Annotated in this window: 13 protein-coding genes; 12 read left to right on the top strand and 1 reads right to left on the bottom strand. The window is 50.1% G+C overall.

Going from position 1 to position 12,272, the window contains the following annotated elements; genetic code table 11:
• Positions 1 to 42: 42 nt before the first annotated feature.
• The 12 genes from hflX to rplI all read left to right on the top strand — a co-directional run bounded on the left by hflX (position 43) and on the right by rplI (position 11,331).
• Positions 43 to 1,323, top strand: coding sequence for a ribosome rescue GTPase HflX (hflX, locus tag ACX9GV_RS16025; RefSeq protein WP_023489454.1), 1,281 nt, complete (start codon positions 43 to 45; stop codon positions 1,321 to 1,323).
• A gap of 234 nt (positions 1,324 to 1,557) precedes the next feature.
• A complete protein-coding gene (gene hflK / locus ACX9GV_RS16020) occupies positions 1,558 to 2,823 on the top strand; it encodes an FtsH protease activity modulator HflK (RefSeq protein ID WP_023489455.1) in 1,266 nt (421 codons plus the stop codon).
• A 3-nt stretch (positions 2,824 to 2,826) separates the two neighbouring features.
• Positions 2,827 to 3,837: a protease modulator HflC gene (hflC, locus tag ACX9GV_RS16015; RefSeq protein ID WP_023489456.1), complete on the top strand. Its 1,011-nt coding sequence runs from the start codon at positions 2,827 to 2,829 to the stop codon at positions 3,835 to 3,837.
• A 108-nt stretch (positions 3,838 to 3,945) separates the two neighbouring features.
• Entirely contained in the window at positions 3,946 to 4,146 is a 201-nt protein-coding gene (locus ACX9GV_RS16010; protein ID WP_023489457.1) for a DUF2065 domain-containing protein, read from the top strand.
• A 97-nt stretch (positions 4,147 to 4,243) separates the two neighbouring features.
• Complete coding sequence (locus ACX9GV_RS16005) at positions 4,244 to 5,542, top strand: adenylosuccinate synthase (RefSeq protein WP_473198051.1); 1,299 nt, start codon at positions 4,244 to 4,246, stop codon at positions 5,540 to 5,542.
• A 345-nt stretch (positions 5,543 to 5,887) separates the two neighbouring features.
• The gene (gene nsrR, locus ACX9GV_RS16000; RefSeq protein ID WP_473196179.1) at positions 5,888 to 6,313 is read left to right on the top strand and encodes a nitric oxide-sensing transcriptional repressor NsrR; all 426 of its coding nucleotides are present in this window, start codon (positions 5,888 to 5,890) and stop codon (positions 6,311 to 6,313) included.
• Positions 6,314 to 6,372: 59 nt separating this feature from the next.
• Positions 6,373 to 8,877, top strand: coding sequence for a ribonuclease R (rnr, locus tag ACX9GV_RS15995; protein ID WP_473196178.1), 2,505 nt, complete (start codon positions 6,373 to 6,375; stop codon positions 8,875 to 8,877).
• A 59-nt stretch (positions 8,878 to 8,936) separates the two neighbouring features.
• A complete protein-coding gene (rlmB, locus tag ACX9GV_RS15990) occupies positions 8,937 to 9,668 on the top strand; it encodes a 23S rRNA (guanosine(2251)-2'-O)-methyltransferase RlmB (RefSeq protein ID WP_473196177.1) in 732 nt (243 codons plus the stop codon).
• 217 nt (positions 9,669 to 9,885) lie between these two features.
• On the top strand, positions 9,886 to 10,281 hold the full coding sequence (rpsF, locus tag ACX9GV_RS15985; RefSeq protein WP_023489462.1) for a 30S ribosomal protein S6: 396 nt from the start codon (positions 9,886 to 9,888) through the stop codon (positions 10,279 to 10,281).
• A gap of 8 nt (positions 10,282 to 10,289) precedes the next feature.
• Positions 10,290 to 10,607: a primosomal replication protein N gene (gene priB / locus ACX9GV_RS15980; RefSeq protein ID WP_473196176.1), complete on the top strand. Its 318-nt coding sequence runs from the start codon at positions 10,290 to 10,292 to the stop codon at positions 10,605 to 10,607.
• A 4-nt stretch (positions 10,608 to 10,611) separates the two neighbouring features.
• The gene (gene rpsR / locus ACX9GV_RS15975; RefSeq protein ID WP_023489463.1) at positions 10,612 to 10,839 is read left to right on the top strand and encodes a 30S ribosomal protein S18; all 228 of its coding nucleotides are present in this window, start codon (positions 10,612 to 10,614) and stop codon (positions 10,837 to 10,839) included.
• Between the two features lie 39 nt (positions 10,840 to 10,878).
• Positions 10,879 to 11,331, top strand: a complete 453-nt coding sequence (gene rplI, locus ACX9GV_RS15970; RefSeq protein WP_023489464.1) for a 50S ribosomal protein L9 — start codon at positions 10,879 to 10,881, stop codon at positions 11,329 to 11,331.
• Between the two features lie 185 nt (positions 11,332 to 11,516).
• Here the strand turns inward: rplI and ACX9GV_RS15965 are convergent, their stop codons facing one another.
• Positions 11,517 to 12,185, bottom strand: coding sequence for a LysM-like peptidoglycan-binding domain-containing protein (locus tag ACX9GV_RS15965; protein WP_473196175.1), 669 nt, complete (start codon positions 12,183 to 12,185; stop codon positions 11,517 to 11,519).
• Positions 12,186 to 12,272 lie beyond the last annotated feature (87 nt).

Genomic DNA, 12,272 nt, shown 5'->3' with positions numbered 1-12,272 from the left:
CCCCCGAACCCGCGGTTTTTTTCCGTTTGAGAGGTCGCACGTTTGTTTGACCGCTATGAAACTGGTGAACAGGCCGTACTGGTTCATATTTATTTCTCGCAAGATAAAGATAGTGAAGATCTCAGTGAGTTTGAATCACTGGTCTCTTCTGCTGGTGTCGAAGCTTTGCAGGTGGTGACAGGTAGTCGCAAAGCGCCGCATCCTAAATACTTTGTCGGTGAAGGAAAGGCCCAAGAAATCGCCGAGGCGGTGAAAGCTGCTGGTGCGTCTGTTGTTTTGTTTGATCATGCCCTTTCCGCTGCGCAGGAGAGAAATCTTGAGCGCTTATGTGAATGTCGGGTTATTGACCGTACGGGTTTGATTTTAGATATTTTTGCTCAGCGTGCTCGTACCCACGAAGGTAAGCTGCAGGTAGAGCTGGCGCAGTTACGCCATATTGCTACGCGTTTGGTGCGTGGTTGGACCCATCTGGAACGTCAGAAAGGTGGCATAGGCTTGCGGGGGCCGGGAGAAACCCAGTTAGAAACTGACCGCCGTCTGTTGAGAGACCGTATCAGTTTGATTCTGCGCCGTCTGGAACGCGTAGAGAAGCAACGTGAACAGGGCCGGCGAGCTCGCACCCGTGCTGATGTACCGACAGTCTCATTGGTAGGTTATACCAACGCCGGTAAGTCAACCTTGTTTAACCGAATTACCTCTGCCGATGTTTATGCGGCGGACCAGCTATTTGCCACCTTGGATCCCACCTTACGACGTATTGAAGTAGCGGATGTGGGTGATACCGTGTTGGCGGATACAGTAGGTTTTATCCGGCATTTGCCGCATGATCTTGTTGCTGCTTTTAAGGCCACTTTACAGGAAACGCGCCAAGCCTCTTTATTGTTACATGTGATCGACGCAGCGGATAACCGGGTGGATGAGAACATTGAGGCAGTGAATAGCGTGTTGGCAGAGATTGAGTCGGATGAGATCCCGACACTGTTAGTGATGAACAAAATAGATATGCTGGATGATTTTGTCCCGCGTATCGATCGCAACGATGAAAATTTACCCATCCGAGTGTGGTTATCCGCCGCCAGTGGTGAAGGTATTCCGTTGCTATTTCAGGCGTTGACAGAACGCTTATCGGGGCAAATCGTGCATCACCAACTGCGATTGCCACCACAGGCCGGTCGTCTGCGTAGTCGTTTTTATCAGCTTCAGGCAATCGAGAAAGAATGGAATGAAGAGGACGGTAGTATCGGTGTGATAATACGTATGCCGATCGTGGAGTGGCGTCGCCTCTGTAAACAGGAACAGGACCTGATTAACTTTATCGTATGATTGTATCCTGTTACATTTAGCCGCTCGTTTTAACAATTGACTAGGCTATACCCATAGTTTTCAACATGTCATTGGCAGAGTGAGGCCCCTGGCTCTCGGTAAATCCGGTAACAGGGGAATGAGGATCTCTCTTCCTGCCGTTGGCATGACAATGGGGATAACCCTTGCATTTTCAAAGACGAAGGGCAAAGCGTTAGCCTGAAGTACCTAATCACAGAATAATGGAGCTAAAACATGGCGTGGAATCAGCCCGGTAATAACGGACAAGACCGCGACCCGTGGGGGAGCGGCAATAATAATGGCGGCAACTCTGGCGGTAACAATAATAAAGGTGGGCGCGACCAAGGGCCCCCGGATTTAGATGATATTTTCCGTAAGCTGAGCAAGAAATTGAGCAGCCTGGGTGGGAATAAGGGCTCCAACAGCAATAACAGTGGTGGTACTGGTTCAGCCAAGAATTTCAGTGGCAGAATCATCGTTATTGCCGTGGTTGCCGCTGTGGTGGTTTGGGCCGCAAGTGGCTTCTATACCATTAGAGAAGCTGAACGTGGTGTCGTCACTCGATTCGGTAAATTGAGTCATCTGGTACAACCGGGTTTGAACTGGAAACCGACATTTATTGATCAGGTGATCGCGGTCAACGTGGAGTCCGTGCGTGAACTGGCGGCATCAGGCGTGATGCTCACGTCGGATGAGAACGTGGTGCGCGTGGAAATGAACGTTCAGTATCGTGTCACGGATCCGGCGGCTTATCTGTTCAGCGTTACAGATCCCAATGATAGCTTAAGACAAGCGACAGATAGCGCATTGCGTGGTGTTATTGGTAAATACACCATGGACAAGATCCTCACCGAAGGCCGTACCATTGTACGTAGCGATACGCAGCGTGTACTGGAAGAAACCATTCGTCCGTACAAAATGGGGATCACTTTGCTTGACGTCAACTTCCAGGCTGCTCGTCCACCGGAAGAGGTGAAAGCGGCGTTTGATGATGCTATTGCCGCACGTGAAAATGAACAGCAATTCATCCGTGAAGCAGAGGCTTACGCCAACGAAGTTCAGCCGCGCGCCAATGGTGCGGCACAGCGTTTGTTGGAAGACGCCAGAGCTTATGAAGCACGTACTGTTCTGGAAGCTCAGGGTGAAGTAGCGAAGTTTACCAAGCTGCTGCCGGAGTATAAGTCTGCACCAGAACTTACGCGTGAACGTCTGTATATCGAGACCATGGAAAAAGTCTTTAGCCATACCCGTAAGGTGCTGGTGAATGACAAAGGCAACAATAATCTGATGGTATTACCACTGGATCAAATGTTGCGTAACCAGGCCGGTCCGACAGTAAGCCAAGGTAATAGTGATACCAGCCTGATTCGTCTCAACCCTGCTCCATCCACTGACAGTGTTTCGGATGCCAGTCCCAACAATACCACGAGTGGTTCAACTATGGACCAACGCCGTGTCAATACGCAGCGTAGCGACAATACTCGCGTAGGGAGAGAATAATCAATGCGTAAGTCATTTATAGTTATCGTTGCCGTGGTGCTGGTAGCGCTGTATACCTCCTTGTTTGTGGTACAGGAAGGTGAGCGTGGCATTGTGTTGCGTTTTGGCAAAGTACTGCGTGACAACGAAAATAAACCACAGGTGTATGCGCCAGGGTTACATTTCAAGATTCCTTTTATTGAAACTGTGAAAACCTTGGATGCACGTATTCAGACCATGGATAACCAGGCGGATCGCTTTGTCACTAGCGAGAAGAAAGATCTGATCGTTGACTCCTTCCTGAAGTGGCGCATCAGTGATTTTAGCCGTTACTACCTGGCAACGGGTGGTGGTGATGTTTCTCAGGCCGAGGTTCTGTTGAAGCGTAAATTTAGTGACCGTCTACGTTCGGAGATTGGTCGTCTGGATGTGCGTGATATTGTTACTGACTCCCGTGGCCGCTTGATGGCCGATGTCCGTGACGCATTGAATACTGGTACTGTGGGTGATGGTGAGGTGGTGGCTACCACTGAAGCTGATGATGCTATCGCTTCTGCTGCAGCCCGCGTTGATCGAGAAACCACCGGTAAGCAGCCACAGATTAACCCGAACAGCATGGCTGCATTGGGTATTGAGGTGGTTGATGTGCGTATCAAACAGATCAACCTGCCAGCGGAAGTGTCTGATGCAATATTCCAGCGTATGCGTGCAGAACGTGAAGCAGTAGCACGTCGTCATCGTTCTCAGGGTAAAGAAGCTGCGGAGAAGCTGAAAGCGACTGCCGACTATGAGGTGACCCGCACTATTGCAGAAGCTGAGCGTCAGGCACGTATTACTCGTGGTGCTGGTGATGCACAAGCCGCCAGATTGTTTGCGGATGCATTTAGCCAGGATCCTGATTTTTACTCCTTTATCCGTAGCCTGCGTGCTTATGAAACCAGTTTTGGTTCAGGTAACCAGGATGTGCTGGTATTGAGTCCGGACAGCGATTTCTTCCGCTATATGAAGTCGCCGGAAGCAACACGAAATAGATAAAATACCTAATGTCTTTCTGACCATGTATTGAAAGAGAACGGTTTTGAAAGAGAAGGGTAGGTATCGGGGCTCGTTAAATGCGAGCCCTGATTTTTTTGAGGGAACATGATGAATTTAACGATCTGGCTGGCACTCGGATTGGTTTTGGTACTCGAAGGGTTGGGGCCAATGCTGTTTCCACAGGCTTGGCGTAAAATGATCCTGGCGATGACCCAGTTGCCAGATTCAACTTTACGGCGTTTTGGTGGTGGACTAGTGGTTGCTGGCTGCGTGATCTACTACATGTTGAGTAGCCGTGCCGGGGGATAAACGGGAGTCGAAAAAGTAGGCAGTTGTCGGTTAAAAGTGCTGAAACTCACAAATTACGGTGTTAGAATCCATTTTTAAGCAACCGGTGATGGTAAAAATGGGTAACAACGTCGTCGTACTGGGCACCCAATGGGGTGACGAAGGTAAGGGTAAGGTCGTAGACCTGCTGACCGAACGGGCTAAATATGTTGTGCGCTACCAAGGTGGCCATAATGCAGGCCATACTCTCGTTATCGACGGTGAAAAAACCGTTCTTCATTTAATTCCCTCAGGTATCTTGCGTGAAAACGTGACCAGTATCATTGGCAATGGTGTGGTTTTGGCTCCAGATGCATTGATGAAAGAAATGGGGGAACTCGAAGCGCGTGGTATCCCGGTGCGTGAGCGGCTGTTATTGTCTGAAGCCTGTCCGCTGATCCTGCCTTACCACGTCGCCTTGGATAATGCGCGTGAGAAAGCGCGTGGTGCTAAAGCGATCGGGACCACGGGTCGTGGTATCGGCCCGGCTTATGAAGATAAAGTGGCTCGTCGTGGTCTGCGTGTGGGTGATCTGTTTGATAAAGAGACCTTCGCGGTTAAGCTGAAAGAGGTCATCGATTACCACAACTTCCAGTTGGTTAACTACTACAAGGTCGATGCGGTTGATTACCAGGCAACGTTTGATTACGTGATGTCTATCGCAGATGTCCTGACCTCAATGGTGGTGGATGTTTCCGAATTGCTGGACGGTGCGCGTAAACGCGGTGAACGCGTGATGTTCGAAGGCGCACAGGGTACCTTGCTGGATATTGACCACGGTACTTATCCCTATGTTACCTCGTCTAATACCACCGCTGGTGGTGTCGCAACCGGTTCTGGCATTGGCCCACGTTATGTGAATTATGTGCTGGGCATCGTGAAAGCCTATTCTACCCGCGTGGGGGCTGGCCCATTCCCAACTGAACTGTTCGATGAAACAGGTGAATATCTGTGTAAGCAAGGCAATGAGTTTGGTGCTACCACTGGTCGCCGTCGTCGTACCGGTTGGTTGGATGCAGTAGCAGTACGCCGTGCTGTGCAACTGAACTCGTTATCGGGCTTCTGTTTGACCAAACTGGATGTTCTCGATGGTCTGAAAGAAGTGAAGATCTGTGTGGGTTACCGCATGCCAGATGGTTCTGAAATCACCACTACGCCGCTGGCGGCAGAAGGTTGGGAAGGTATTGAACCGATTTATGAGAGCATGCCTGGCTGGAGTGAAACCACCTTTGGGGTGAAAGACTACAGCCAATTGCCACAGGCGGCGCTAAATTATATCAAACGTATCGAAGAGCTGACGGGCGTGCCAGTAGATATTATTTCTACCGGGCCAGACCGTAGCGAAACCATGATATTACGTGACCCGTTTGATGCATAATCTGTTGTTATGTTTGGATGTACCTGTCGTTCAGGTTGCAGAAGGTATTTCTGTAACTTGAATGATACTAGCGATAAAGCAAACCGGGTTCTGTCCCGGTTTGTCTGATCACCGTTCCTCGATGACCCCTTCGTATTGAAAATTCTTTATACCTAAAATCATCTGGCTCTCTGTCGCTTGGATGATAACCGGTAGAAATAATTAGCAACGGACTCTCTGGCTGGTTTATTATCCAATCAGATATCAATTCCAGGTTGTGTCTCAGCGGCCTGCATGATGATGAAATATTAAGAAATCGCCGAGAATCGGCATATTAAATGGGTAAACAGTTACCCAGAGGTAGACGTGCAGTTAACCAGTTTTACGGATTATGGCCTGCGGGCATTGATCTATATGGCATCATTACCGGCAGAGAGAATGACCAGTATCTCTGAGGTGACGGAAGTGTACGGTCTTTCACGCAACCATATGGTAAAAATTATCAATCAGTTAAGCCATACAGGCTTTGTCACTACCGTGCGGGGTAAAAACGGCGGTATTCGCCTGGGTAAACCTGCCAGCACTATTCGTTTGGGCGATGTAGTACGCGCCCTGGAGCCACTTTCACTGGTGAATTGTACCAGTAATTTTTGCCACATAACGCCAGCCTGTCGCTTGAAGTCGGTACTTCAACAGGCGGTACAGAATTTCCTTAAGGAGCTGGACGATTATACTTTGGCCGATATGGTTGAAGACAACTCACAGCTCTACAGGCTTTTGCTTGTCAAATAAAGCGTTGCTGAGCCAATCAGGCTCAATGACATCCTGCTGATGACAACCGAGGAATCCTAATGTCACAAGATCCATTTTTGGAACGAGAAGCAGAAAAATATGAATCCCCAATTCCGAGTCGCGAATTTATTCTGGCTCATTTGGCGAAACGTGAAACGCCAGCCAGCCGCGAAGAGTTGGGTAATGAACTGAATTTATCTGGAGAAGAACAACTGGAAGCTTTGCGCCGTCGTCTACGGGCGATGGAGCGTGATGGCCAGTTAGTGTTTACTCGCCGCCAGTGCTATGCCTTGCCAGAGCGACTGGACTTGCTGCGTGGCACCGTGATCGGTCATCGCGATGGCTACGGCTTTTTGCGTGTTGAAGGGCGTAAAGACGATCTGTATCTTTCCGCCGAACAAATGAAAATGGCGATCCATGGTGATGTGGTATTGGCGCAGCCATTGGGTGAAGACCGCAAGGGGCGCCGCGAAGCGCGGATTGTGCGTGTGTTGGTGCCTAAAACCAGTCAGATTGTCGGGCGTTATTTCACTGATGCCGGTACCGGCTTTGTGGTGCCTGATGATGGCCGCCTCAATTTTGACATCCTGATACCGGCTGACGCCATTTGTGGTGCGCGTATGGGGTATATGGTCGTCGTCGAGTTGACTCAACGCCCAACGCGTCGTACCAAAGCCGTGGGTAAGATAGTCGAGGTACTGGGGGATAAAATGGGCACGAGCATGGCGGTAGACATCGCTCTGCGTACCCACGAGATCCCGCATACCTGGCCGCCGCAGGTGGAAAAACAGGTTGCCGACCTCAGCGAGCAAGTGCCAGAGGCCGCTAAAAAAGGGCGTGTGGACCTGCGTGAACTGCCACTGGTGACCATTGATGGTGAAGATGCCCGCGACTTTGATGATGCGGTGTACTGTGAGAAGAAACGTGGTGGCGGTTGGCGTTTGTGGGTCGCCATTGCTGATGTCAGCTATTACGTGCGTCCACGCACCGCGCTGGATGATGAAGCCCGTAGCCGAGGTACATCGGTCTACTTCCCTTCAGAAGTGGTGCCGATGCTGCCGGAAGTGCTCTCCAATGGCCTGTGTTCTCTCAACCCGCAGGTAGATCGTCTGTGTATGGTTTGTGAGATGACCATCTCTGCACAGGGCCGTCTCTCTTCATTTAAATTTTATGAAGCAGTGATGAGTTCTCATGCACGTTTAACCTATACCAAGGTGTGGCATATCCTTCAGGGGGATCAGGAACTGCGTGAACAGTACCATCCTTTGGTTAAACACCTGCAGGAGTTACACGCGCTGTATAAAGTGTTGGACCAGGCTCGTGCTGAGCGTGGCGGTATTGCCTTCGAAACAGAAGAAGCCAAGTTTATCTTCAATGCTGAACGCCGTATTGAACGTGTTGAGCCAACGGTACGCAATGATGCGCATAAGCTAATTGAAGAGTGCATGATCATGGCAAACGTTGCGGCAGCACGTTTTGTTGAAAAGAATAATGAGCCTGCACTGTTCCGTGTGCATGATCGCCCCAGTGACGATCATATTACGGCATTGCGTAGTGTGCTGAGTGAGCTTGGTCTGACTTTGGGTGGGGGAATGAAACCGCAACCGAAAGATTACGCCACTTTGATGGACGAGGTCTCTGAGCGTCCGGATCGGGAAATGCTGCAAACCATGCTGCTGCGTTCGATGAAACAGGCGGTTTATGATCCCGAGAATCGTGGTCACTTCGGTTTGGCATTGGCGGCTTATGCTCACTTTACTTCGCCAATTCGCCGTTACCCAGATTTGTCGTTACACCGGGCTATCAAATATCTGCTGGCTAAAGAGCATGGTCAGCCGAAGGAGCGCTGGACACCCACCGGTGGTTGGCACAGTGAATTCGAAGAGATGCTGCAACTGGGCGAACACTGTTCGATGACGGAGCGCCGTGCGGATGAAGCTACGCGTAATGTCGCGGACTGGTTGAAGTGTGATTTCATGCAGGATCACGTCGGTGAAGTGTTCAGCGGGATTATTGCCAGTGTCACTTCATTTGGCTTTTTTGTGCGCTTAAACGATCTGTTTATTGATGGTTTAGTGCATGTCTCAACCTTGGATAACGATTACTACCGCTACGATAATATTGGTCAGCGCCTGATCGGTGAATCCACCGGTATGGTTTATCGTCTGGGTGATGCGGTGGAAATTCGTGTTGATGCAGTGCATCTGGATGAGCGCAAGATTGATTTTGCTTTGGTATCGAGCACGCGCAAGCCAAGGGGTGAGGGTAAAACTGAACGACAACGCAGCAAAAGCGGTAACCCTCGTAGATTACGTGATGGCAAGGGGGCAGAGCCAGGCCAGAAGCCACGTAAATCCCGCAGTGGTAAAGCCCCGGCGAATTTTGAGGCAGATAGCGTTTTTCGTAAGAAAGAGGCTAAGCCTGATAAAGAGGCTAAGCCTGCTGATAAGGTGAAAAAGGACAAAAAGGCGAAAGCCAAAAAAGTGTCTGATAAAACCCAAAAGATAGCGGCGGCAACCAAAGCTAAACGTGCCAGCAAGAAGAAAGCTGCAGAGCAGAAATAATCTGCCGCATTTGTTATCACCGGCCAGGAAGACCCTGGCCACACAGTTAAAAGATCATCATGAGCGAAATTATTTACGGTATTCACGCCGTCAAAGCCCTATTAGAACGAGATCCACAACGTTTCCTGGAAGTATTTATTCTCAAGGGGCGTGACGATCGTCGCTTGCAACCATTGATTGCTGAGCTGGAAGCCAGCGGTATTGTTATCCAGGTGGCAAACCGCCAATGGCTGGATGAGAAGGTGGAAGGGGCGGTCCATCAAGGGATAATTGCGCGGGTACGTGAAGGGCGGAAGTTTCAGGAAAACGACTTACCGGGCCTGTTAGAAAATATCGATACCCCATTTTTGTTGGTATTGGATGGCATTACGGACCCACATAATCTGGGGGCCTGTCTGCGTAGTGCCGATGCAGCAGGGGTGCATGCAGTGATTGTCCCCCGTGATCGTTCTGCCCAATTGAATGCAACGGCAAAGAAAGTCGCCTGTGGGGCGGCAGAAAACGTGCCATTGATCCAGGTCACCAACCTGGCGCGTACCTTACGGTTATTGCAAGAGATGAATATTTGGGTGGTAGGCACCGCAGGTGAAGCAGACCATACTTTATACCAAAGCAAAATGACCGGCCCGATGGCCCTGGTGATGGGGGCTGAAGGGGATGGTATGCGGCGTTTGACCCGTGAACATTGTGATGAGCTGATCAGTATTCCGATGGCAGGGACGGTTTCTTCGCTTAACGTTTCCGTCGCAACTGGTATCTGCTTGTTTGAAGCGGTACGTCAGCGCAGTTGATAAGCTAAGTTGAGACTCGTCGTCATGCCAAGCCCACGGCAATTGGCATGGCGACGGGTAGAAAACTGTAATAAATTCCATTCATCCCTTGAGTTTCCAGCGCTCCGCCAGTATGATTACGCGTCATTTTTCAGCCGCACACATACACACGTTCCTTGCTTCCATGGGCCGCGGTTGACCCTGACAGGAGGCTGAATAATCCGTAAGGAGCAATTCGATGCGTCATTACGAAATCGTTTTTATGGTCCATCCTGACCAAAGCGAACAGGTTCCGGGCATGATCGAGCGTTATAGTGCTACTATCACTAACGCGCAAGGTCAGATCCATCGTCTGGAAGACTGGGGCCGCCGTCAACTGGCTTATCCGATCAACAAACTGCATAAAGCTCACTATGTTCTGCTGAACGTTGAAGCTCCGCAGGAAGCGATCGATGAGCTGGAAACTAACTTCCGCTTCAACGACGCCGTTATCCGTAGCATGGTTATGCGCGTTAAGCACGCGGTAACTGAAGCATCTCCGATGGTTAAAGCGAAAGATGAACGTCGTGGCGATCGCCGCGAAGACTTCGCTAATGAAATCGCTGATGATGATGTTGGGGATTCTGAAGAGTAATTGCCGCCGTGACGGCTAATCGTCTGGTGTTGTCTGGCACAGTGTGCAAGACGCCGGTACGAAAAGTAAGTCCTTCCGGGATACCCCACTGCCAATTTGTGCTTGAGCACCGATCAACGCAGCAGGAAGCCGGATTCAGCAGGCAAGCATGGTGCCGAATGCCCGTGGTTGCCAGTGGACAACAGTCACAAGCTTTAACTCAAAGATTAACGGTCGGCAGTCAGGTCACTATTCAAGGCTTTGTTAGTTGCCATCAAGGGCGCAACGGGTTGAATAAATTGGTCCTGCATGCCGAGCAGATTGAATTGATAGATTCTGGAGACTAGCCAAATGGCACGTTATTTCCGTCGTCGCAAGTTCTGCCGTTTCACTGCGGAAGGCGTTCAAGAGATTGACTATAAAGACATCGCTACGCTGAAAAACTACATCACTGAAAGTGGTAAAATTGTCCCGAGCCGTATTACCGGTACTCGTGCAAAGTATCAGCGCCAACTGGCCCGTGCTATCAAGCGCGCGCGCTACCTGTCTTTGTTGCCGTACACTGATAGTCATCAGTAATCGGCCACTGTCCATTAACGACTTTGAGAGGATAAGGTAATGCAAGTTATTCTGCTTGATAAAGTAGCAAACCTGGGCAGCCTGGGTGATCAGGTTAACGTTAAAGCGGGTTATGCCCGTAACTTCTTGGTACCACAGGGCAAAGCTGTTCCTGCTACCAAGAAAAACGTAGAGTTCTTTGAAGCACGCCGTGCTGAACTGGAAGCCAAACTGTCAGAAGTTCTGGCTGCAGCCCAAGTTCGCGCAACCAAGATCAACGAACTGGCCACGGTAACCATCGCGTCTAAAGCAGGCGACGAAGGTAAACTGTTCGGCTCTATCGGTACCCGTGACATCGCTGACGCAGTAACTGCGGCTGGTGTTGAAGTTGCCAAGAGCGAAGTTCGTCTGCCAAATGGCGTTCTGCGTACCACTGGTGAGCACGAAGTGCATTTCCAAGTACACAGCGACGTGTTTGCACAGCTGAATGTAGTTGTGGTTGCAGAAGCTTAATCGCTGCTGTTAGCCAAGTTAAAACGCCAGCCTTGTGCTGGCGTTTTGCTTTTTAATCACCGCTAAAAAGTATTATTTCGTCTGTTTGCATAAGTAAATTGCAGCAAAGACACACAGCGCAACCAAAGGATTGAACTGCACCTATGAATTGTACTGCGTGATTTTCTGCAGGAACAAAGTAAAACCTAACGTAGGCGAAGGTAGCTGCCATCAGTCTGGCGCCGAAACAGTGCTTCGCTATTATCCGCCGTAGTGATAGCGAGAGTGGTAATCACCCCATTGGCATTACGCTCGATACGTACTTTTTGTCCCGCCTTAAGATTACTGAGCGGTTTATCGCGACCCTCTACCTGCGCCATGGCAAAAACATCATTAACCGGTAAGCCATTGTCGCGGAATAGTTGCGCCAGAGTCTGTCCTGCCTTGATCTCATAGCCTTGCCAGTTAGGGCTACCCGTCGTGGTGGGTTGCTGTTGTTGTGGCTGTTGCGCGCCATTATTCAGTAATTGAGCCTGCATAAGGGCACTATTTTCCTGGTTGGTCACCGGGAATGGATGTGGTGTGCTATCGTCGGAGTAGGGCCACAGTAATGAAAGCAGCAAGGTGGTACCAAAAATAATCACCCAACGGCGGTGAAAATTGGGTAAAGGTTCCATCCATTGGAAGCTGTCTGGCAGGTGCCATATTCTCAACAACAAGGCTTTTAGTCTATTTTTAAAGCTTGGTGTCTGGATCGTTTCTTGCTCTGTGGGTGTCAGCCTAGGCTTGAAACGCTGGTTCAGATTCAGCCAGAGGCGCGATAGCGTCTGATAGACCCAGGGGGTTTTCCTTTTCCTGGGCGCGATTCTGCCCATGGTGACCTCTCTTCGACTACATCAGAATATGTAAGCTGCCGATCATTGGCTGCGTTACTTGTCTCACCCATTTGGGTGTTGGCGAGG

The organism is Serratia sp. 25CWL12 (genome assembly GCF_055790885.1).
The sequence above is the reverse complement of the archived record's forward strand: the minus strand, read 5'-3'. Positions and strand labels throughout refer to the sequence as shown.